Genomic DNA, 21,868 nt, shown 5'->3' with positions numbered 1-21,868 from the left:
CTTGGTTCAATAAAGAATTTTTACTCCTTTTCAGCTAAATGGAGCTCTCTGTAAAAAATTCATTTTATTTACTCTTCTCTTCACTGCATTTTATTTTTTCCATATTATCACAATTATTTTTAACTGTAAATAAAAAATAATCAGATATTTAATAACGTGTCTCTATTAATTTGTTTATTTATTGTTTTTTCTGAAAATTACGGTGCGTGAAATTACTTACAGCTCTAAAAAAAGAGCCATTTGCATCTAGCTCCTTCCAAATACCTGAATTAATTTGTATTCGCCTCTGTTAACGGTTGCAACGGCGGTTCTAATTCTAGTTCTAGTGTATCTCCTTCATGTAAATCTTGTCCTTTTTCAATACTTTGGCTCGTTACATAACCTGTACCAGAAGTTTTCGAATCTAATTTCAAAAGCTTAGAGAAATACATAACATCACGCATGGACCAACCTTTTACATTTGGCATTTGTGCGTTATTCCCTAATAAAAATATACGATCACCTTCACTCATTACCTCGCCAGACTGTGGATATTGTTTTATTATTTTTCCTTCTCCTAAAATTACCGGCTGTAGCTTCTCTTTTTCTACACTTTTCTCTGCTGTACCCATCGATTGATTTACATAATTTTGTACTTTTAATTGAGATTGTTTCGCTGCATCAGCTATTTGTTTTTCGGTATACGGTTTCACCTTTAAATATTCAAGGCTGTTTTTTATAACAGGTTTAAATATTTCAGCAAGCGGCTGAGCTCCATACTCATCTCCTTTTAACTTTGGCTGTTTAATAGCTAAGTATACGATTAACTCCGGATCATCAATTGGAGCCATTCCTAAAAAGGAGAAAATGTAATTCTCTTTCCCTTCCATATATCGGCCGTTTTCAGGATTCGGGATTTGTGCTGTTCCTGTCTTACCTCCAATTGGATAACCATCCACTTTATACATTGTACCAGTTCCTTTTGAAGATGTTATAACACGCTCCATTAAGCTTCTAACCTTGTCCGCTGTTTCTTTTTTTATCGGATTCCCAATTTCTTTCGGTTGATTTTCCATAATAACTTCTTTGTTTGTTGGATTTACAACTTTATCAACGATATATGGTTGCATCATTTTCCCGTCATTTGCGATAGCAGTAGCCGCTTGGATTAATTGAATCGGAGTTACTGTAGAACCTTGGCCGAAAGAAGTTGTAACCTGTTGAATTTGCGTATTTAATAATAAAGTATTTTTACTTTCACCAGGTAAATCTATTCCTGTTTTTTGATTGAATCCAAATTTATTCATATATTGCTTAAATTTATTTGGCTTCAGTAACTGATCTTCTAAAATAGAAAAAGCTACGTTTGATGACCTTTCAAAACCTTCATCAAATGTAATAGATCCCCATCCAAATCCACCATTATGGTCTTTTATATCAGATGAACCAACGGAATATTTCCCAGATTGAAAATACTCTTTTCCGTTATATACACCTTCATTAATGGCAGCTGCTAACGTAAAAACTTTCATTGTTGAACCTGGTTCATATGCATTTGCAATCGGATCATTTAAAAAGTATTCGATATCACCTACATTAGGATTGTAACTCGGTTTACTAGACATCGCTAAAACCTTTCCTGTTTTTGGATCAGCAATAATGCCAATTAACATAGAAGGATCATAATGCTCTTGTGCTTTGTTCATCGCTTCTTCTAAAAAGCTATTAATTTGTTTATCAAGCGTTAAATATACGTTATTCCCATTTTTAGCAGGTTCTACTTTTCCTATATCATTCGTAAGTGGAATCCCTCTTCGTGTACCCACATATTCTATATTCCCGTTTGTAGAGCGCAAATATTTATCCAAACTCTTTTCAAGCCCAAACTTTCCTTCCGTATTCCCTTTATCATCTGGTCTAGCAAAACCCAGTATATAGGATGCAAAATCTTCATTCGGATACACTCTTGCTTTTTCCGACATAAAAGATACACCTGGTATTTTTAAATCATTAATTTTTTCCTTCGTTTCCCTAGATAAGTTCCGACCAATTTTTCCAATTTCAACTTGCGTACGCCCCTCATGAAAGTTTTTTAATACTTCTTCTTTATCAATTTCAAGTACATCGGCTAATTGTTGTGCGGTTTCATCTTTATTTTTCACTTTATCTTTTCCTTTTAAATTCACAACAACTCGATACGTTGTAGAATCTTGTACTAACACCTTTCCCGTTTGGTCATAGATAGTACCACGATTCGCTTCTAAAACACCTTTTTTATTATGTTGTTCATCCGCGAGGTCCTTTACATTTACATTATGCACGACTCCTACTGCCTGAATATAGAATATACGCAAAATCATAATAAGAAACAAAACAATAAAAGCAATCATCATATATCGAGCGCCTTTATTCGTTTGAAGTTTTTGCATACTTATCTCCTCTCTTTTGGAATGGATTCGTACGAAGATGCGTTTTATAATTTGTAGTTTTTGTTTACGATACTATATGTTTCGAAGTTTTCTTTTTAATTCCTTTAAAACAATACGAAACTAACTATTGTTATTTTTTGTTTTTGTTTTATTTCATTAAAATACGGTGCGTGAAATTTCTGAATATTAACTTCACCAAAACTTGATTGCATAGCACTCTAAACTCTTTTCTTATTTACTATAAAAAGTTCCCCTCTGGATTTCCAAAGGGGAACTTTTTATAAGAAAATTATGCAATATGGTTATATTTTGCTAAGAAAGGAATTCGTCTCGCTACTAATGCATACATTTTGAATACGAATTTCGCTATTGGTTCAAACATACGTGTACTTTGCATTACTAAACCGCTCGTAACAAGTGTTATGAAAGCTGCACCAAGTATATCTAAAGGATAATGAACACCTACATACATACGTGATATACCGACTAACACTGCCCATAATAGCGCGATATATTTCAGTTTTTCTCCTCTAAGAATAAATACGAAGGCGATTGAAAATACAAGTACAGAATGATCACTAACAAATGATGAATCTGCTGCATGTGGTACTAATTGATGTACATCATGTGATACGAACGGACGCGGATGATAATATACCGCATGTATAAGAACATTTACTACTAATGCAATAATAACCGAAAGCGTCGTATATAAAACTGTATATTGTTTTCTAATTGCATTCTCTTTCTTTCCATTATTAAACCATAAGATAAGCATAAATAAAATGGCTACGTATGCAGCGCTATTTGTAATTGCAACCATTATCGTATCTAATAGTTTGGATGAATCAGCAAAATTATTAAACCACTGAAATACTGTGTAATTCATAATACTCTCTCCCTACTTACAAGTGTTCTTGATTTACACAGTATACAATACCATTATGAAAATGGGCTTAAACTTTTCTCATCTAATTCTCATTTTACTATTACTCATGTGACAATTATAAAACAAATTTTATACGCTATTTATGTATAAAGTTCGTAAACCTTTATAATAAGGCGATTCGTATTTTTTTCATGTTTGGAATACATAACATGTTCATTTAAATATACTAATTGCAAAATCATATTTTTTAATTCATTTGAAGTACAATATTTCCAAATTGTTCTCCATGTTCCATACGGCTTAGTGCTCGAATTGCTTCTTCTAACGAGTAAACTTTATCAATAATTGGTTTAATTTGATGTTTTTCTATAAACTTTATCATCTCATTAAATTCCTCACGGCTACCCATGGATGTTCCCATAATATCAATTTGATTGTAAAATAGCGCGCGTAATGGTAATTCAATTTTATCTCCTGAGCTTGCACCAAAATTCACGATTCTTCCGTTTGGTTTTAATACATCAAAATATTTCAAAAAAGTTGCTGGACCTATACTATCTATTATTAAATCTACTTTTTCACCTTGTAAGCTCTCTTCCCAATTTCCGGCACTATGAAAAGAAATATCTGCACCATATTTTGCAGCAAGTTCCACTTTATTCTCTACCCTTGAAGTAACACTCACTTTTGCGCCAATTGCTTTCGCGAATAACATGGCAAATGTAGCAACACCACCGCCTATTCCCGGAATTAAAACGTGTTCGCCGCGCTTCAATCTACCTTTAGTAAAAAGCGCTCTATATGCAGTTAATGCGGATAAAGATAAAACACCTGATTCTTCCCAAGTAAGATATGACGGCTTTTCTACAACATTTTCAACTGGTACAATTACATATTCAGCAAACGTTCCATCTTTCGGCCCACCTAGCACTTCCGGTAACTCCGGTACTTCAGTAGCATGTTCCCATCCAATACTAGGATTAATAATAACTTCTGTATGTAATATGTTATCAGAAACACCGTTTCCAATTTCCGTAACAATACCTGCACCATCTGATCCTAAGATTAAAGGTAATTGCATTTCTTTTCTATTATTCATAATAAATAAATCCCGATGATTTAAGCCTGCTGATTTTAATTTCACTTTAACTTCCCCATCATTAAGTGCTCTCTCAGGTGATATTTTATATTCTACACCGTCAAACCCAGTTTTATATTGATGTACGATAGCTTTCATTATTATTCCCCCTTAATAATTTTAATGTACTAGAAATTTCGAAATAAACAAAATGATTTGATCGTAAAAAAAGAAGGAATGCAAGAAGCACCCCTTCTTTGAAGGCTTATTTTATTATACATGGTAATGTAATCGTAACGATTGTTCCTTCATTTTCTTTACTCTCTATTTTAATAGCTCCGTTATATTTTTCTACAAGTCGTTTTGCAATAGACAAACCTAGTCCGTTTCCACCTTGTTTTCGACTTCTCGCTTTGTCAACTCGGTAAAACCGATTAAGAACAAATGGTAAATCGGATTCAGGTATTCCCGCTCCATGATCTATTACACGAATTGTAACTTTCCCTGATTGTAAACTGGATTCTATGCAAATATATTTATTAACCTCTTTTGTATGCTTAACTGCATTATCCATTATGATAATAATAATTTGTTCTAAGTAAGATGATGGTATTGACACATAAGCCTCGTCATCCCCGAATTTCATATCAAATTGAAAATCACTTTGGAGTACTACAAAGTTTTGTGTAACATGTTTTAATACGCTATTTACATGAACTGGCTCAGCTGCTATTGGATGCAATTGTTCAGATTCAGCTCTTGATAGTTCTAGCAATTCTGAAACTAATTTATTTAAACGATCTACTTCCTTTAAACTAGATTGAAGAGATTTATCTAATACTGCTGGATCATTTTTCCCCCATCGGTTTAACATCGCTAAGTGACCATGAATAATTGTTAACGGTGTTCTTAGTTCATGAGATGCGTCTTCGACAAACTGTTTCTGTTGTGTAAAAGAAGTTTCTACTTCATCCATCATCTCGTTAAAGAGAAATGATAATTTTGCAAGCTCATCATTATTTTCTCGTACTGGAACCCGTTCATTTAGTCCATTCTTTTTAATACGTTTCATCGTATCTGTTATATTTTGAACACTTGATAATAGTTTCTTCGTTATAAGAATCCCACCTAAAAAACTAAATATCAATCCAAATATTCCAGCAATAAGCATTACCACTAAAATAACTTTTAATAAATAATCAAATGTCTCTAGGTTTTTCGTAAGTTCAATAGTTCCAGTAAACTCTTTCGTTTTAATTGGTATGCGCTTAACTAATATTCGATCTTCTAAATGCCTTTTTATAAATGACTCATCTTTTATAACCTGTTTCGGCTTTATCCACGTTTCATTAAAATCTCGTGAAACAGTAATAATCGGCTCCCCATCCATGTCAATAATACGAATCATTTGATGCTTATCAATCATATTGTTTAGAAAATCTTTACTGTTTTTAAATGTTTTACTCGAAAGGGTATCATTTTTATCTTGGAAATATGCCGCTATTTCCGTAACTTGCCTATTTATTTGTTTCTGTTCATAATCTATAGTCCACTTATTAATTACAATAAACTGCAAAGCACTATATAAGATGAATAAAATAAATACTAGTGTAGTGGACCAAAGTGTTAGTTTCCACTTTATAGGTAGATTTCGAATTCGAAACATAATATTTTTTATCATTTCATTATATATCCCGCACCACGCACTGTTTGGATATACTCCTCCTTATCTACACTATGTAACTTATTTCGCAAATAACGAACATATACATCAACAATATTTGTCTCAACAATTGCATCATATCCCCATACTTGATCCAGTAAAACATCACGAGTAAGTACGCGATTAATATTTTTCATAAACATAAGCAATAACTCGAATTCTTTATTTGTAAGTTCAATTTCTTCATTTCCTTTAGTTATAGTTCGAGATTCAATCTGAAGCTGCAAATCTTTGAATGTAAGAAATGAAACCTGCTTGTTTTCAATATGTTCTTCTCTTCTAAATATCACTCTCATACGTGCTAACAGTTCTTCAATTGCAAATGGTTTCGGAAGATAATCATCCGCTCCACTATCTAAACCTGTCACACGGTCCATAATACTATCACGAGCAGTCAGCATAATAATGGGTGTATTTTTAGTCGCTCTTAGTCGACGACATACCTCTAGTCCATTTAATCCAGGCAGCATTAAATCAAGCAAAATGAGATCATAATTCTTTTCAAGTGCTGCGCTTAACCCTTTTCTTCCATCTAGTTGTATATCTACTTTATACCCTTCATATTTTAGTTCTAATTCTAGAAAATCTGCTAAACTTTCCTCATCCTCAATAATTAAAATGTGTTGCAACGATAGTTCCTCCTAGACAATTAAATGAATAAATAATCCTATTCCAAATATAATTACAATGATTTGATGCACTTTTCTATACATCATAAATTTTTCTTTTTTATTTACTTGCTGTAAAGAAAACCCAAAAACCCCTAGTACAATTAAGGCTAATAGAGAAAATATACCACTGTATATGAGTAAAATATGACGACTCCCTTTTATAAAAAAGTAAACACCATGAGTAATTGCAACAGCTATTATAGCGTATCCAATTAATACATGAAACTTTTTTGCAAATAGATACACTTCTTTAACTTTTTTAAACCCTTGTATATTTTTCTTCTTTAAAAACACCCATATATGGCGTAAAAACCATAATGAAGCAGCGATAATAGCCCCATATTCACCAAAAGAGCCTAATTTTTTATTTAACCATTTTACATTCAGAACATTGCCGTACATAACATTAATAAATAGCATCTCTACACTACAAATAATAATAGTAATACCTATAATTTTAACACACACATGGAAATATTTATTTCTTAATATCTTCTCCATTTTATTTAATCTCCTTACTAATAAAGGCTTTGTAACAAGCAGTCTATCAAATAAAAAAGAAAATAAAATGAGAGAAAGATTAAAATAAAATGAGAATTTCAATATCACTGACAACTATTATTGATTTTTTTCAGCTAACTTTATTATGTTTTGAATAAACGGCGCTTTTGCCTTTGTATATGAAACACGATCAAAAGCATATGTAATAGCAAGCCTCTCTTTTAATTCTCTATATTCTTTACGTGCCCATTTATGGCTTATTAGAAAGTCGCGGAATAAAATATTGTTTCTCCACTCGTCACTATTATAAATATAAACATGCAAATGATGAGTACCTGCTCTCCATTTTCCCTTTCTAAAAAAACGCCAATTGGTTGCATCTTTTGGAACATACTCATATCCAATTTCCGATAGAATCTCAATCCAGTTTTCAGTAATTTGTAAGTCTGTTACGCCAATCATCATATCAATAAGAGGTTTAGCTCCTAATCCTTCTACTGCTGTGCTCCCTATATGTTCAACAGCGATTATTTCTTGTCCTAACAAGGAACAGAACTTCTCTTCTTCTTTTATATACTCTTCAACCCAGTCTTTTTGATACGGTTTAATAACAATTTGTTGGTCCATTGTACTCACCTCTCTATAAGTGTTTATCATTATATTTATAAAATTTTATGTTGTTAGCATAGGATTTCCACAAAATATGTCGAATAGTGGAATGTACAACTTAATTATATTAAATGTGAGGTAATCTATGAAAGATAATTCCGTCGAAGTTCAGTTAAATAGTGTAATATTCCAATTAAAAGAACATCATAATTTTGATTGGCTTATTAAATTAGGTACCGTATTTGCAGTTTTTGACCAGCAAGATTCAGGTAATATAAGTTTTGGTGTAGAAAAAGATGGGCATAAGAAATTTATCAAATACGCAGGAGCACAAACAATTGCATATGAAGGAACAACGGGTGATGCTATTGAAAGGCTAAAAAATTCAGTTACTATTTATGAAGTTTTAAAGCATGAATCGCTCATAAGATTAATTGATCATTTTCCAGTTCAATCTGGATATGTATTAATTTTCGATTGGTTTGATGGTGAATGTCTTCATTCGCATTGGCGCTTCCCACCTCCTGAGAAATATAAAAATCCAAACTCTCCATTTTATAAATTTAGACATTTATCTGCTATAGAACGAGTTCATTCCTTACATTCCATTTTTTCTTTCCATACTTATGTAGAAAAGAAAAATTATGTAGCGATAGATTTTTATGACGGTAGTATTTTATATAATTTTAATACAAACGAAACAAAAATTTGTGATATAGATTTATACAGTAAGAAACCTTACATAAATAAAATGGGCCGGCTATGGGGTTCCTCCCGTTTTATGTCACCAGAGGAATTTGAACTAAACGCAATAATTGATGAAAGAACAAATGTATTTAATATGGGAGCAATGGCTTTCTCACTCTTAGGCGGTGAAAAAGATCGTTCTTTTATAAAATGGGAAGCAAGTAAGGAATTATATGAGGTAGCGTATCGTGCTGTAAATGACAATCGGGCAGAACGGTATGCATCAGTTACAGAATTCTACGAAGCGTGGTTAAAAGCGGCTGATGCAGAAAAGATATAACCCTAAATTATTAAAAGAAATATAGAGTTTATACTATTATCATGTATAGCAAGAATGATTTTATGAGCATTTCATATTATTGTGTTCTAATTTTAAAACGAAATAAAAAGGACACCTATTCCTAAAACAGCTTTAATTGCTACTTTAATGAATTGTTGTCCTCTAGTTTTCTAGCCGGACTATATTCGAATGTTATTTTAAACATCCCAATAGTCACTATTAACATCATTAGTATATTTGCTGATTTCCTTCTCTTTCCCGCACTTTTCACATTTATAATAACTAACTATCCCCATCTTACCAGTTCTAAAATCTTCATTGTCATAACTTTTATTAAGTTTATATCTATGTATACATTTAGGTTCTTTTAATTTATCAAACTAATTTCCTAACATAAATTAATCCCTTTCCTCTCGAAAATATTCTTTTTATTCCCATCCCCTTAACCACACCTTAGAAAAGATTCACAATCAATGAAACGAGGTAGCTTGTTTTTCTATAAACAAAAGGATTATTTTATTAAGTTTTTCACAAGCTATATCTTTGAATTTTCAAACTTAAATGAACCTCTAGACACATACACCATATACTAATATAAATACTCCCTAAGAAAGAAGGTGAAAGCTATGCCATCTATTGTCGGAAATATGGTTGTACAAAATAGTAACGGTTCTTTCAACTTAGGTGATTTTTATAACGTTTCTCCAAAAGAAAATACAAAAGCTTATAATGGTTCGGGTTCATCTAATGTCGCTTTTGTTCTTAATACATTTAACGGTGTTAGTGCAACAAACACATTTGATTCTGATGTTGCTGACCAAAGCCAAGTTGGAACAGCCTAAATTTATTTATTTCCCTCTACACCTGAATAAAACCCAATATACCGTTAATAATGTATATACAGTTTCTGATTTCCCTTCATACCCGAAGGCTTAGCAGCTAGCTTTTGCTAGCTGCTTTTAGTTTTGCACCGAAGATAACTTATCAAAAGCACTAGGCACCTCTTATTCCCTGTCTTTAATTCATTTTATTAACTTATATTTCAATTTTTTGGTTAACAATTAAATATGCCCACGGGAAACATATTGAAACCTTTTCAATTTTTATTGTCTTTTGCAAAAAGATTGCTATAGACCCACTGTATATTGAACTGATAACATAAAAAATAATTAATAAAAGGTAGGGGGATATGTAACAATGAATTCATCAAAAGTAGCTTTTTCGTCAGTATTAAGTAACACTTTTATCGTCATTTTAAAAGTTGTTATTGGTATTTTTACTGGTTCAGTAGCTATTCTTTCCGAAGCAATTCATTCCTCTTTAGATTTATTAGCTTCAATCATCGCTTTCTTTTCTGTCCGAATTTCAAATAAACCAGCGGATAAATTACATCCCTATGGACATGGAAAAGTAGAAAATATTTCTGGAACAATCGAAACATTATTAATTTTTATAGCTGGTTTTTGGATTATTTATGAATGTACCCTTAAATTGATACACCCCGAACCCATTCATCTCCCATTTTTAGGAATAGTTGTTATGTTGATTGGAGCACTCATCAATTTTGTAGTATCACGAATTGTTAACAGAACTGCTGAAAAAACAAATTCTATTGCAATGAAATCTAATGCACTACATTTACTCACTGATGTATACACTTCTTTAGGTGTTGCAATCAGCTTACTTTTAGTTAGTATAACAGAATGGTATTTCCTAGACCCAATCATTGGAATTATTTTAGCTGTTTATATCATGACTGAAGCCTTCGAATTAATGAAGGAGTCCTTTCCCCCATTAATTGATGCACGTTTATTACCAGTAGAGGAACAAAAAATCATAAAAATTATAGAATCTTATAGAGATGAATATATTGAGTTTCATGATTTTCGTTCAAGACGTTCTGGTCCAACTGAATACATAGATTTTCATCTTGTCGTTTCATCTCACTATAACATTGAAACTGCCCATGAATTATGTGATCGGATAGAGAAAAATATTAAGAAACAATTTAATCGTGCTCACATACTAATCCATTTAGAACCAGAACATGAAATTTTATTAAAATAACTAGAAACGCCATTAAAGGAATTAGGGATATTGTAGGTCGTGAAGGTACTACTCTCACGACCTACAAATATCTCTATAAAAGTAAGACTCATATCACCATCTCGCAGTCTAATAAAATAGCATTTTTGTTGAATTTTTATTGAGTTTACATTGACCTTTTGTTGATTTTTTCTTCACATTTAAAAGAAACAAACATATGGATATTGTATGTAGTCTCTCCGCTCATAGAGATCTACCTTTCTTATTAAAGAGCATGCTTATATGTGTGCTCCTTTTCGCTTATTATGAAATATCGTTTGGGTTAAAACTCCAACTCGCATCGTTTCTTTAATGACAGGCTCCATAAATTCACATAAGGAATACAATATTAAAAATTTACTCATGAAAATCTGATTACAACTTTTTGGATTTTTCTGTTTCATGAGACATTCATCTACCTTATTGAGAGCACATATACAAGTGTGCTCTTTTTATTAATAAAACTAATTCAAATAACTATTTTGTTAGGTTCTGCCCCATCCATTTTTTATACGTCTTTCCGCTAATCACATTTTTTTAGAAAATCCTATATTATTGAACAGAGTTATCGACTTTCAACTTGAAAATTTTCACTTTTGATGATGTAACCACCTATAATGGAAATATACTTTTTTTCAAAGGAGGTATCTAATGTATATATCAAATAAAATTGGCTTATTTAGCTGGATTGCAACTTGTCTATACTTTTTAATTGAACCTTTCTTTATTTTCACTTCTACAGCACCTTATAACTATTTGCATCATGCAATGAGTGATCTAGGTGTAACAACCTGCGGAGAATTCACCTACGAAATAGCTCCGTATGAAATATGCTCCCCTAATCATTTTGGGATGAATATACTCTTTATTGTTAATGGAATAACATTTTGTATTGGAGTACTATATATTTCACAACATCTAGAAAAAACAAGAATTAATAGAATAGCAACATTTTTTATACTTATAATAGGAATCTCTACTATAGTTTCAGGATTAATTCCTGCAGATGTAAACCTAATTGGACATTCCATTCTAGTTTGGATAGGCATGCTTACGGTATTTCCAGGACTATTTATTTTTGCTAAGAATCTTAAAAAAACTAGAAAATGGACATATTTCTGTTTACTAAGCTTAATAGTAATAACTATCCTTATCTCACTTGTTTTTCTTTTCCCCTTACCTGCAGGTCTACTACAAAGACTTTTTTACTTGGTTCTTTTCGTTTGGGGAACTGTATCAACCTATAAATTGATAAAATAAAGATTTTATTCAGACTTGCACATAAACTGAAAACATACATAAAATTTAATTGCCGATACTTTTTAATATATCTTGGTCAAAGAGCGCTTTCCCATGCGGTCTTTTTTTCTGTTCAAATAAGGATTTTGTTTTAAACTTGCACATACACTCAAAACTTAAATAATATATATCGCTGTCACATTTTCGCTTTTTCGATATGAGTCTTGATCAAGGAACGCTTTCCTGGGCGTTCTTTTTCTATTCTTTTAACTCGCTTTCTATTCAAGTGATTATTTTATTGAGTTTTCAATCAAACTTCATTTCAAAATTCTCCGTTTCAAATGAACCTCTAGACACATACACCATATACTAATTTAAATACTCCCTAAGAAAGTAGGTGAAAGCTATGCCAGCTATTCTTGGAAACCTTGTCTTACAAACCAGTAACGGTTCTTTCAACTTAGGTGATTTTTATAACGTTTCTCCAAAAGCAAATACAAAATCTTATAATGGCTCGGGCGGTTCCAATGCCGCTTTTATCGTTAATAATTTTAATGGTGTTAGTGCAACGAATACATTTGATTCTGATGTTGCAGATCAAGATCAAGTAGTAGCAAATTAGGCTACTACTGAATAAAACACAACATTCCGTTAATAATGTATATACAGTTTCTGATTCCCCTTCATACCCGAAAGCTTAGCAGCTAGCTTTTACTAGCTGCTCTTTTTATGCTTTACACGAATAAATCTCTAAATTTCACCGATACTATATACGACTTTAAAAAGTCAGCTTTAAATTCTTCCCACTCTAGCTCTCTTGGTCGAGAGTCGAGCAGTTAGCTCTTGCTAGCTGCTCTTTTATTGAATAAATTTCTAAAAAGTGTTAACAATATAAGTACACCAAGGTTGAATACGAATGACCATTGTGTTCTTCTTATTCACCAGGGCAGTTAGCTTTTGCTAGCTGCTTTTTTGTTCTTATTTTTCTATTTGTTACATACATTTTTAACGTGTTCATTTTGTTCACTGAGTTATCTCCTATCTGTAGAGCAACCTGAGTGGTTGCTCTTTATAATTTTTTTCTGAATAGACCTTCAAATTATGTCCATACTATAAATACACTTGAGTTCTGAACTTCCTTCTTAATGTTTTTCTGAAGAGCGGTTAGCTTTTGCTAGCTGCTCTTTTGTATTAAATCTAAAATGAAATTTTGTTCTCATTTCCTTTTCACATCATATATTTCTAACCTGAACGTTCCGCTTAAAGAGTTACCTCCTTTCTTAAAGAGCACTTATGCATAGTACTTTTTTTATTTTCCTTATTTCTACAAAATGAGGTTTTTATCAAAATAACTTTCGTATAACATTTCAAATCTGGCTTACACTATAACTGTAACTTTAAGTTACACATCCTAACTTGCAGGGCCTAATTTTCTTTTGTGTAACAGGTGGTTAGCTAATAAAGTTGACCACTTTGTTGCGCCAAATATTTTTTATTTCTCAATACTTAGCACCTGAAATGAATTCTCGTTTATTGATACTATATTGGTGACATTGATTTTCCACATAGGCATTTTTGTAACGGACCTGTTCTCCCACAGCAGGTCCTTTTTTATTTAAATCCACTTTATTATTTTTATTACTATAAAAAATATATAGTTTCATACGAAATCAATAAAAAGAATATTCTATTCTGGATAATCTACATTGGGTAATACGATTGTGCTGGGTAATAAGGTTGTAAAGAATAATATGATTGTGCTGGGGTATAAGGTTGTAAAGAATAATATGATTGTGCTGGGGTATAACTTTGTTGCGTGTGCTGTGATTGCAGCGCTTGTTGTTGTGCTTGTATAGCCTGATGAACTGCTTGAATAGTACTTTGTGCAGGCCCCGATCCTCCTAAAGGGCGCATTTGCGTTTTATTATAAAAAAAATCAAAAAACATCCTATATTCACCTCATCCTTTAAATATTTTGTCTTCCATCTTTCATACTATGAATATTTAATTACAATGGATAATACATGACGCTTTTCACCTTATAATTCTTGAATCTCTTTCTATTCAAATAACTAACTATTTTGTTTCAAGTTTTAACAACATATTTATGAAAATCATTCATATACTTTTATAGGTGTTGTCATTAGCGACATGGAGTGCTTTGGTCACGCACTCCTGTTTTTTTATGCAAAATAACTATTTTGTTAAGCTTTATCAATTCCTACATTCTCTTAATAAGTCCCGTATAATAATCTTTTCCAAATCATTGTGTTTCTCTCTGCAATACTACTTTTCTAAAGAATCCAACAAAATTTGACAAACATAGTCAACTATATTTGTTATGATGTTCTAGGTATTTCGCTTCTAAGACTTCGTACAGTTTAAATTTTGTTTAACCTATATCAAATATTGATAACTGGCCTTCGATTTCCACTACTTCCATCACAGGTTCCCCCTTTTGATTTGACTGAAATGCTATTCTTTATCCTTATACTCCATCTCCAAAAATTCAGCTAAATTAATCTCTTTCATTATCAATTCTTCTAGAAAGTAAAACGCTTCTTGTTCCCCTTCATTTTCTCTTACATTTTGAAACTGTAATTTTTGTTCTTCATCTAATTCAAATTTCACCTTTGCTTCTACAACCATCATTCATCCTCCTCACCTACTAAAATGAAGTTTTTATTTTCATTAACTTCGCTTAAAGTGAAATATTCATTTTTTCATTCACCGAAGTTCATAACATATTCTTTTCCTCTGGTATAATAATGATTAGGTGCCCCATGCGCATTTTATCTACTGGAAATAATACCTTTTACGCACTTAACTAATAGAAACTTCATTTCTACTACTTCTACAATAACAATTTTGTTCACTTGTTTGATACATTTATGAAACATTCACATGTTATCTTCAATATGTTCTATTCTTTTTGAAAAACCATGTGAGAATACCAAAACAAGAAGCCCTAGAGCCCTAACTCTAGGGCTTCTTGTTTTCAAATAAGGATTTTGTTAAATATTCAATTGAACCTTCTTACACTCTCCGTATTACTAGCCCATAAGATATTCAGAAACCGTATGAAATTGTAATACTAATGTAAGGTTTCTCAATATGAGCCAATGTATTTATGTAGTAAACTATTTATCGGCAATACATATAAAAGGAGAAACATTTATGACTTTTGAAGACGATCGTAAATTAGGCATTCAACAAGGGTGTATAGTAATAACAGATCAATCGCAATATCTTGTCGTTAAAAAGAATGAAAATTATTCTTTATTAAGCATCGCATCTGCGGAATGTATAAACTTTGAAGTTTCACTTGAACATCTTGAAGAAATGGTCCAAGTAGATTTAAAAGAAAAAATTCAAGATATCATTCCACCAGAGAATATTAAAATTGTAGCTCAAAACAGAATATAAAATGTATTTTCTAAGAGCACTTTCGATGGTGCTCTTTTTTCATGAACAGTTTCAAATAACGATTTTATTATGTTTCCAAACTTACAGTAATGTCCTTAAAAAACATTCATATATATTTATCAGATGCACTTTTAAATCCCAGAGTATCAAATGCTTTTAAAAGTTAACTGACCAACAATATTCAACTTCTCTTTAAAAATAACTTAGATACAAAAAAGCTACGTTTTATATAGGATAAAAAATTATCTTACGCAAAGGAGCTTGATTATTTGTGAATTACCAAAATGATAATAACCCTAACATTCACAAACCTTGCACTTGTCCATCCCCCACGGCTAACAGTTTAAATGTTGTTCAAACTACCCCATCAATAGTCTCTGTAAATTCTGCGATTCCACTAGATACCGTGGTAAATTCTAATGGTACGGCAATCTCATTCACACCACCAACAACTGTTTTACTTGAAGGTGGAAGAACCTATTTGGCAATCTATGAAGTGCAAGTTATCATTCAACCAGGAGGTAATTCGGCAGGTATCACTATGTATCTTAATAATAATCCAATCATTGGCTCTGGTACTTCTCTGGGATATACTGCAGGATTCACTTCTGTATCAGCACCCGCTATTTTCACTACACCTTTAGGTATAACAAGTACTCTTACTGTTAATGTAGGACCATATTCTAATACATTAAATACATTGGGCTTAACTCTTGCTGTTGTAGCATTAACATAATAAAATGTAAAACCCTCTAAAATGATTTTATTTATCCCTTAACTGTTTATTGGGCTATCCTCTAAGAACTCCACATAACTACATATAGAAAAAGAACATTATTTGGTTCCATAGTACTAGGTGACTCGGCTAGCACAATTGCTGAGTCACCTATTTATCTATAATAAAATAAAGCTTTTGTTTAATTTATTACTTGTTCTTTTTTATGCATTATTCTATTACAATCCATTTTCATGTTATAATTACCAACAGTACATATTTTAATAGGCACAACAAATTCCTATTATTTCTAAATGGATTAACAAATAAAAATACGTGTAAAAGAATTCAGTGTTTTACTGAATTCTTTTTATGGATCTTTCAAAATCTTTTACATCTTCCTTCATTCCTTCTTTTTAATAAACTTCAAATTTTATTACAATAACGCTTTTTTAAAATACAATCGCTTGCCTATAAACTTTGTAACCTTCATTTTCTTTCCTATGATTACAACATCCTCCTAACAACCAAGTATTGGTTATATATCCCATATGAACACCTCTATTTTATTGGCATATACTTTGAAGGAAAAAACATTTCACATTAAACATATACCTACAAAGTCAGTTGCTAATAATTTACCAAAAATTACTTAATATTCAATTTTTAAAAGGAGGTATTTATGAGATATAATCGAAAATCAAATTCCAAAAATCCGTGTGATAAATTTCAGCAACCCTGCTTTATTTCTATATCCCCTTGTGATCAAAGTAATTGCTGTACACCTGTTTTTTTCTCGAATTCTCAACAACAAGAATTATTACAAATAATAAATCAATTAAATCAAGCCATCCTTTCTTTTTTCACAACACCAAATCCAACAACTATACAAATACTCCAATCAGCATTACAGGCATTAAATGATTTATTAATAACAGTACAACCAAATACACCAAATAGAAATTTAGTTATAAGAACTATAAATCAATTAATTAATTCCTTACCTACTGCATCCCTCACTCAAATCTCAGCATTATTCCAATTTCTATTCCAAAGCTTGTCTTCACTTATAAGTTGTTCAAATATATCGGACCCCTTATTACAGCAAACATTCAACTTAATTTTACAAGGAATCTTAAATAGTTCGCTATTAAGTAACATCGGAATACCGGGGCCGACTGGAGCCACTGGACCTAGAGGATTTCCTGGACCTAGAGGCGCTCAGGGTTCTCAAGGTGTGCAAGGAATTCAGGGGCCGGAAGGACCAGAAGGACCGGAAGGACCTCAAGGTGTGCAAGGGATTCAGGGACCTGAAGGGCCGGAAGGACCGGAAGGACCTCAAGGTGTGCAAGGGATTCAGGGACCTGAAGGGCCGGAAGGACCGGAAGGACCTCAAGGCGTGCCAGGGATTCAGGGGCCGGAAGGACCACCGGGACCTCAAGGACTTCAAGGCGTACAAGGGATTCAAGGGCCTCCGGGACCACCGGGACCTACTGGTTCAGGGACCGGAATGGGAATTCCCGGACCACCGGGACCCACTGGACCTCAAGGTGTACAAGGAATTCAAGGACCTGAAGGGCCGGAAGGATCCACTGGACCTCAGGGTGTGCCAGGTATTCAAGGGCCGGAAGGACCACCGGGACCTACTGGACCTCAAGGTGTGCAAGGTATTCAAGGACCTGAAGGACCACCAGGACCTACTGGAGATTGTGATTGTCCACCGGGACCGACTGGACCTACCGGACCTACCGGGCCAACCGGACCTGCATGTAATTTCCTAGTATATGCTACAAATGCAGGACTCATAGATGACCCTACAAATGATACAGTATCTGTAATTAACACCGGAACAAATATAGTAGTTGATACAATTACTGTAGGTAATGCACCACTTGAAGTAACCGTTTCACCAAATGGAGCTCGTGCCTATGTTACTAATATTTTTTCTAATACCGTTTCCGTTATTGATACTGCTACTAATGCCGTTATCGCTACCATTCCTGTTGGAACTAACCCAATAGGTGTAGCTGTTTCTCCAAATAACACAACTGTTTATGTTGGAAATCATGGCAATAATACTGTTTCTGTCATTAATGCGGCAACAAACACAGTTATTAATACCATTCCTGTTGGCATCGCTCCACAAGGAATTACTGTTTCCCCAAATGGTGCCCTTGCATATGTTGCAAACGAATTAAGCAACACAATTTCTGTCATTAATACTGCTACCAACACAGTTATTGCTACCATCCCTGTTGGCATTCGTCCTAGAATAATCGTGTTTACACTAGATGGTACTCGTGCGTATGTCACGAATCAAAACAGCAATACGGTTTCTGTTATTAACACCGCTACCAATGCAGTTATTAATACAATTAACGTAGGTACCGAACCTGTTGGCATAGATATTACACCGGGTGGAAACCTTATTTACGTTGTAAATAAAGTTAGCAATAATGTATCGGTAATAAATGTGGCGACAAATACTGTGATTGATACAATTTCTGTTGGTTTATCCCCTGATCAAGTAACCATCATACCTGATCAAGTAACCATCATACCTGATGGCACTCGAGCATATGTTACAAATCAAGCTAGTAATACTGTTTCCGTTATTGATATTGCTACGAATACTGTTATCACTAATGTCCCAGTAGGTGTCGCTCCAACCGGAATAGCTACTGGAACTATTTGTGAATAAAATAAAGAAGTGAAAGCCACAGATAGTTTTTATTAAAATTGATAGTATGTGATATTCTTTCTTTAACTACGTTCAAACAACCAGAATAAACCTCTATATTCTGTTAATATTCTTTTCTGTTTTGTCTTACAGAACCTGCAAATCAGCTAGCTGTTGTTAGCTGATCTCTTTCTATAAAACTCAAATCACATACCAATTAATTTACTAACATTGAATTTTTTAGAATTTAATAATAATATTTACCTATAAAACCATTACCCTTATTCAAAGAGCTATGAGCCTTTCCACTCATGACTCTTTTTTTTTACGATTTTCACTTCACATCTACGCGATTTTGACTAGCTTCTCGACTAAATCCGTCTGGGTATCTTTCTAAAAATAATCATTTTATCTTTTCAGTAAACTTAGTATCTACACGATCAACCTTACCGTTTATCTAAACCGCGACTTGCTCACCAAATCCGCTCATTGGTGGATTGACTACTGTCACATTCCCGTCCTGCACTATTAAAAGTTTGTTGCTACTAACATCAATTTCTACTTTTTTCATATGTCCATCTACCTTTTACTACCACATGTACTCAACAACATCAGTTTTAAAAGCCACCTCCCAAATAAACTCTTACTGGAATTACTACACGACCTAGCTCGTCCACTTTTCTTGAAACACCTGTTTTTTCATACCTTACTTTCCTTTAGTATTTTTATATTTATTTAGAATCTCATGCAAACGTTTCTTATTACCAATCAGTTCTGCTTATCAAGATTTAGATTTAATTAATTGTAATAAATCAGGTGGGGGGTTATGCAGAAATGCTTTCAGGGAAAAGTTTTATAAGGAAATAAAAAATGCAGCAGTGAAAAAAATTAAAATTCGTAATTTAAGACATCCACACGCAACTATACTATTGAAACAAGGAGTTAATCCTAAAATTATCAGTGAGAGATTAGGTCATACAGACATTTCATTAACTCTTAGGATTTATTCTCATGTTTTACCGAACATGCAGGAAGAAGGAGTAAAAAATTTTAGTAAAAGTATCTTTGGATAGCTAACGTTTGAAAAATGTTTGCATTTTATAACAAAAAGCCAAACAAATCTTGTATTAACAAGGTTTATTCACCTTAACATATGTTATTATGTATAATACATATGTTAAGTAAATTCAGAATAACGAGGCAAATATTATGGACTTTGTTTATATTAATCAAAACGTATTAAATAATCTTCTATACATTTTATGTAGTATATTTGTTTTTTATTTCATATATGATAGCGGGCGCTATTTAAAGAAATATAAAATACTACTGATTACCCTTTGTTCTAGTATCCCGCTTATTTTATGTATGCGATACCCTATCTATATGGATGAAAGTTGTATTCATGATTTAAGACAAATTCCGGTCATAATAGGTACGCTTTATGGTGGATTCCCTGTCGGTATCATATTGTTTACAATTTTATTAATTACAAGATTTTTATTTTATGGCTTTAACATGCTGACCGTTGTTGTTTACGGAATAATGTTCATCGTTACAGCACTCGCATCTTCAAAATTTAATACATATAATAGAAAACTTAAAGTAGCTTTTTCCATGTTTTTAACCTTTTTCCTAGCCATATTTACAACTTTAATTGTATTAACTTTATCAGATTTTGAAGTGAATAATTTGTATATTATTTATTTCATGGTATTACCGACTACTTTGATGTTATTTATTGTTTATATAAATGAAGTTATAAAAGATGCTGTATTAATGCGCTCAAAATTAATTAAAATGGAAAAAATGGAGATTGTTAGCCAACTCGCTGCAAGTATATCGCACGAAGTAAGGAATCCCTTAACGGTTGTAAAAGGATTTACACAGCTTTTAAAAACACCAAATTTAACTCCTGAGTCAAGAGACGAATATATTAAACATATACTTGAAGAGTTAAATCGTGCCCAAGAAATTATCGATGATTATTTAACGTTTGCCAAACCTGCTCCAGAAAAATTAGATCAAATTTCAATAAAACAAGAGTTAAATCGGGTTATTAATATGATATTGCCATTGTGTAATATGAATACGATACATATTACACAGGATTTTTCTGAGGCAACCATTGTTGGTAATAAACAGCACTTTCAACAATGTTTTTTAAACTTAATAAAGAACAGTATTGAAGCAATGCCTAATGGTGGTACCTTAAATATTTCCTCATCTATCAATAATAGTAAAGTTGAAATACGAATTGAAGATAGCGGAGTTGGAATGTCACAGGAGCAAATACATCGATTCGGTGAACCGTATTTTAGTACAAAAACAAAAGGAACCGGTTTAGGTACGATGGTTGCTGTTAAGATTATTGAGACGATGCATGGAAGTTTAAAAATTCGAAGTATCGTTAGTAAAGGAACGACTTTAACGATTACGTTCCCGAAATATAATAAGAATACGCATTAAAACAAATAAAAAAGGAGCATAGTCGCTCCTTTTTTATTTGTTTCGATACATAAGTATCTTCAATGTTTTTTAGTTTACATTTGTGAAGACTAATTAAAAATTAGTATCCTCCGCCCCAGCAGCTGCATCCTACAATTATTAATAGAATGAATAACACAACTAGTAAAGCGTAGAGTAAACATCCAGCGCCTTATTACATTCCTGTGATAGGTTTCCAAATGTTCCTCCCCGAACCGGACTTACATCTCTCAATGTATCCGGCTCTCCATCTGTCTTCTGCATTTTATATCTCGCCCTTGTGTCTTTTCATATGACACTCTTTACAGAGTGCGATAGTCTTTCGATTTC

General features: G+C 32.6%; 20 protein-coding genes, 2 pseudogenes and 1 other annotated feature (1 of these 23 cut by a window edge). Of the genes and pseudogenes, 10 read left to right on the top strand and 12 right to left on the bottom strand.

Going from position 1 to position 21,868, the window contains the following annotated elements; all coding sequences use genetic code 11:
* Positions 1–93, bottom strand: a binding site (T-box leader) (it extends 166 nt beyond the left edge of the window).
* A gap of 176 nt (positions 94–269) precedes the next feature.
* The 7 genes from ACS2CR_RS08925 to ACS2CR_RS08895 form a co-directional block, all read right to left on the bottom strand.
* Positions 270–2,408: a penicillin-binding protein gene (locus tag ACS2CR_RS08925; protein ID WP_016110079.1), complete on the bottom strand. Its 2,139-nt coding sequence runs from the start codon at positions 2,406–2,408 to the stop codon at positions 270–272.
* 289 nt (positions 2,409–2,697) lie between these two features.
* Complete coding sequence (locus tag ACS2CR_RS08920) at positions 2,698–3,297, bottom strand: undecaprenyl-diphosphatase (protein WP_001110118.1); 600 nt, start codon at positions 3,295–3,297, stop codon at positions 2,698–2,700.
* A gap of 247 nt (positions 3,298–3,544) precedes the next feature.
* The gene (locus tag ACS2CR_RS08915) at positions 3,545–4,534 is read right to left on the bottom strand and encodes a zinc-binding dehydrogenase (protein WP_053513028.1); all 990 of its coding nucleotides are present in this window, start codon (positions 4,532–4,534) and stop codon (positions 3,545–3,547) included.
* A gap of 106 nt (positions 4,535–4,640) precedes the next feature.
* Positions 4,641–6,056 (bottom strand): HAMP domain-containing sensor histidine kinase, encoded by a 1,416-nt coding sequence (locus ACS2CR_RS08910; RefSeq protein ID WP_053513026.1) that lies wholly within the window; start codon positions 6,054–6,056, stop codon positions 4,641–4,643.
* Positions 6,053–6,727 (bottom strand): response regulator transcription factor, encoded by a 675-nt coding sequence (locus ACS2CR_RS08905; RefSeq protein WP_001163828.1) that lies wholly within the window; start codon positions 6,725–6,727, stop codon positions 6,053–6,055. Before ACS2CR_RS08905 ends, ACS2CR_RS08910 begins: the two co-directional genes overlap by 4 nt.
* 12 nt (positions 6,728–6,739) lie before the next feature.
* The gene (locus ACS2CR_RS08900) at positions 6,740–7,270 is read right to left on the bottom strand and encodes a hypothetical protein (protein ID WP_053513024.1); all 531 of its coding nucleotides are present in this window, start codon (positions 7,268–7,270) and stop codon (positions 6,740–6,742) included.
* 117 nt (positions 7,271–7,387) lie between these two features.
* Positions 7,388–7,897 (bottom strand): GrpB family protein, encoded by a 510-nt coding sequence (locus ACS2CR_RS08895; RefSeq protein ID WP_000372684.1) that lies wholly within the window; start codon positions 7,895–7,897, stop codon positions 7,388–7,390.
* A gap of 127 nt (positions 7,898–8,024) precedes the next feature.
* Here ACS2CR_RS08895 and ACS2CR_RS08890 point away from each other — a divergent pair, with 127 nt between their 5' ends.
* The 5 genes from ACS2CR_RS08890 (at position 8,025) to ACS2CR_RS08870 (ending at position 12,852) form a co-directional block, all read left to right on the top strand.
* A complete protein-coding gene (locus tag ACS2CR_RS08890; RefSeq protein ID WP_053513023.1) occupies positions 8,025–8,906 on the top strand; it encodes a protein kinase domain-containing protein in 882 nt (293 codons plus the stop codon).
* Positions 8,907–9,532: 626 nt separating this feature from the next.
* Complete coding sequence (locus tag ACS2CR_RS08885; protein ID WP_001139346.1) at positions 9,533–9,748, top strand: spore germination protein; 216 nt, start codon at positions 9,533–9,535, stop codon at positions 9,746–9,748.
* Positions 9,749–10,103: 355 nt separating this feature from the next.
* Positions 10,104–10,973 (top strand): cation diffusion facilitator family transporter, encoded by an 870-nt coding sequence (locus ACS2CR_RS08880; RefSeq protein WP_016110071.1) that lies wholly within the window; start codon positions 10,104–10,106, stop codon positions 10,971–10,973.
* Between the two features lie 669 nt (positions 10,974–11,642).
* Positions 11,643–12,251, top strand: a complete 609-nt coding sequence (locus ACS2CR_RS08875) for a DUF998 domain-containing protein (RefSeq protein ID WP_000275956.1) — start codon at positions 11,643–11,645, stop codon at positions 12,249–12,251.
* A gap of 385 nt (positions 12,252–12,636) precedes the next feature.
* Positions 12,637–12,852 (top strand): spore germination protein, encoded by a 216-nt coding sequence (locus ACS2CR_RS08870; RefSeq protein ID WP_001110933.1) that lies wholly within the window; start codon positions 12,637–12,639, stop codon positions 12,850–12,852.
* 1,079 nt (positions 12,853–13,931) lie between these two features.
* Here ACS2CR_RS08870 and ACS2CR_RS08865 read toward each other — a convergent pair.
* Both ACS2CR_RS08865 and ACS2CR_RS08860 read right to left on the bottom strand, forming a co-directional pair.
* A complete protein-coding gene (locus ACS2CR_RS08865; protein WP_000464621.1) occupies positions 13,932–14,177 on the bottom strand; it encodes a DUF3947 family protein in 246 nt (81 codons plus the stop codon).
* Positions 14,178–14,705: 528 nt separating this feature from the next.
* On the bottom strand, positions 14,706–14,879 hold the full coding sequence (locus ACS2CR_RS08860; RefSeq protein ID WP_016110069.1) for a hypothetical protein: 174 nt from the start codon (positions 14,877–14,879) through the stop codon (positions 14,706–14,708).
* 528 nt (positions 14,880–15,407) lie between these two features.
* Between ACS2CR_RS08860 and ACS2CR_RS08855 the strand changes: the two genes are divergently transcribed.
* The 3 genes from ACS2CR_RS08855 to ACS2CR_RS08845 all read left to right on the top strand — a co-directional run bounded on the left by ACS2CR_RS08855 (position 15,408) and on the right by ACS2CR_RS08845 (position 19,072).
* A complete protein-coding gene (locus tag ACS2CR_RS08855; RefSeq protein WP_000141879.1) occupies positions 15,408–15,656 on the top strand; it encodes a hypothetical protein in 249 nt (82 codons plus the stop codon).
* A 271-nt stretch (positions 15,657–15,927) separates the two neighbouring features.
* Positions 15,928–16,392 (top strand): hypothetical protein, encoded by a 465-nt coding sequence (locus ACS2CR_RS08850; protein ID WP_001109240.1) that lies wholly within the window; start codon positions 15,928–15,930, stop codon positions 16,390–16,392.
* Between the two features lie 661 nt (positions 16,393–17,053).
* Positions 17,054–19,072, top strand: coding sequence for a collagen-like repeat preface domain-containing protein (locus tag ACS2CR_RS08845; RefSeq protein ID WP_325839039.1), 2,019 nt, complete (start codon positions 17,054–17,056; stop codon positions 19,070–19,072).
* A 436-nt stretch (positions 19,073–19,508) separates the two neighbouring features.
* On the opposite strand, the gene ACS2CR_RS08840 is transcribed toward ACS2CR_RS08845, so the two are convergent.
* Positions 19,509–19,622: a DUF3954 domain-containing protein gene (locus ACS2CR_RS08840; protein ID WP_000754943.1), complete on the bottom strand. Its 114-nt coding sequence runs from the start codon at positions 19,620–19,622 to the stop codon at positions 19,509–19,511.
* A 196-nt stretch (positions 19,623–19,818) separates the two neighbouring features.
* Between ACS2CR_RS08840 and ACS2CR_RS08835 the strand changes: the two are divergent.
* Positions 19,819–20,124 (top strand): annotated as a pseudogene (locus ACS2CR_RS08835) (tyrosine-type recombinase/integrase); the annotation flags it as partial.
* Between the two features lie 136 nt (positions 20,125–20,260).
* A complete protein-coding gene (locus ACS2CR_RS08830; RefSeq protein ID WP_000348327.1) occupies positions 20,261–21,520 on the top strand; it encodes a sensor histidine kinase in 1,260 nt (419 codons plus the stop codon).
* A gap of 100 nt (positions 21,521–21,620) precedes the next feature.
* Here ACS2CR_RS08830 and ACS2CR_RS08825 read toward each other — a convergent pair.
* Positions 21,621–21,692 (bottom strand): annotated as a pseudogene (locus ACS2CR_RS08825) (YjcZ family sporulation protein); the annotation flags it as partial.
* A complete protein-coding gene (locus tag ACS2CR_RS08820) occupies positions 21,680–21,802 on the bottom strand; it encodes a hypothetical protein (RefSeq protein ID WP_438906062.1) in 123 nt (40 codons plus the stop codon). The pseudogene ACS2CR_RS08825 and the gene ACS2CR_RS08820, both read right to left, overlap by 13 nt.
* Positions 21,803–21,868 lie beyond the last annotated feature (66 nt).

The sequence above is a fragment of the Bacillus cereus group sp. BceL291 genome, assembly GCF_051776705.1.
Lineage (GTDB): Bacteria > Bacillota > Bacilli > Bacillales > Bacillaceae_G > Bacillus_A > Bacillus_A cereus.
Note: the sequence above shows the minus strand (reverse complement) of the source record. Positions and strands in the feature narration are given on the sequence as shown.

What these genes read in the sequence shown, in the direction of transcription:
- ACS2CR_RS08840 (WP_000754943.1), bottom strand. Translation starts at nt 19,622, where the DNA reads ATGAAAAAAGTAGAAATTGATGTTAGTAGCAACAAACTTTTAATAGTG.
- ACS2CR_RS08915 (WP_053513028.1), bottom strand. Translation starts at nt 4,534, where the DNA reads ATGAAAGCTATCGTACATCAATATAAAACTGGGTTTGACGGTGTAGAA.
- ACS2CR_RS08870 (WP_001110933.1), top strand. Translation starts at nt 12,637, where the DNA reads ATGCCAGCTATTCTTGGAAACCTTGTCTTACAAACCAGTAACGGTTCT.
- ACS2CR_RS08910 (WP_053513026.1), bottom strand. Translation starts at nt 6,056, where the DNA reads ATGATAAAAAATATTATGTTTCGAATTCGAAATCTACCTATAAAGTGG.
- ACS2CR_RS08895 (WP_000372684.1), bottom strand. Translation starts at nt 7,897, where the DNA reads ATGGACCAACAAATTGTTATTAAACCGTATCAAAAAGACTGGGTTGAA.
- ACS2CR_RS08875 (WP_000275956.1), top strand. Translation starts at nt 11,643, where the DNA reads ATGTATATATCAAATAAAATTGGCTTATTTAGCTGGATTGCAACTTGT.
- ACS2CR_RS08860 (WP_016110069.1), bottom strand. Translation starts at nt 14,879, where the DNA reads ATGGTTGTAGAAGCAAAGGTGAAATTTGAATTAGATGAAGAACAAAAA.
- ACS2CR_RS08890 (WP_053513023.1), top strand. Translation starts at nt 8,025, where the DNA reads ATGAAAGATAATTCCGTCGAAGTTCAGTTAAATAGTGTAATATTCCAA.
- ACS2CR_RS08855 (WP_000141879.1), top strand. Translation starts at nt 15,408, where the DNA reads ATGACTTTTGAAGACGATCGTAAATTAGGCATTCAACAAGGGTGTATA.
- ACS2CR_RS08925 (WP_016110079.1), bottom strand. Translation starts at nt 2,408, where the DNA reads ATGCAAAAACTTCAAACGAATAAAGGCGCTCGATATATGATGATTGCT.
- ACS2CR_RS08900 (WP_053513024.1), bottom strand. Translation starts at nt 7,270, where the DNA reads ATGGAGAAGATATTAAGAAATAAATATTTCCATGTGTGTGTTAAAATT.
- ACS2CR_RS08885 (WP_001139346.1), top strand. Translation starts at nt 9,533, where the DNA reads ATGCCATCTATTGTCGGAAATATGGTTGTACAAAATAGTAACGGTTCT.
- ACS2CR_RS08865 (WP_000464621.1), bottom strand. Translation starts at nt 14,177, where the DNA reads ATGTTTTTTGATTTTTTTTATAATAAAACGCAAATGCGCCCTTTAGGA.
- ACS2CR_RS08845 (WP_325839039.1), top strand. Translation starts at nt 17,054, where the DNA reads ATGAGATATAATCGAAAATCAAATTCCAAAAATCCGTGTGATAAATTT.
- ACS2CR_RS08830 (WP_000348327.1), top strand. Translation starts at nt 20,261, where the DNA reads ATGGACTTTGTTTATATTAATCAAAACGTATTAAATAATCTTCTATAC.
- ACS2CR_RS08820 (WP_438906062.1), bottom strand. Translation starts at nt 21,802, where the DNA reads ATGCAGAAGACAGATGGAGAGCCGGATACATTGAGAGATGTAAGTCCG.
- ACS2CR_RS08920 (WP_001110118.1), bottom strand. Translation starts at nt 3,297, where the DNA reads ATGAATTACACAGTATTTCAGTGGTTTAATAATTTTGCTGATTCATCC.
- ACS2CR_RS08880 (WP_016110071.1), top strand. Translation starts at nt 10,104, where the DNA reads ATGAATTCATCAAAAGTAGCTTTTTCGTCAGTATTAAGTAACACTTTT.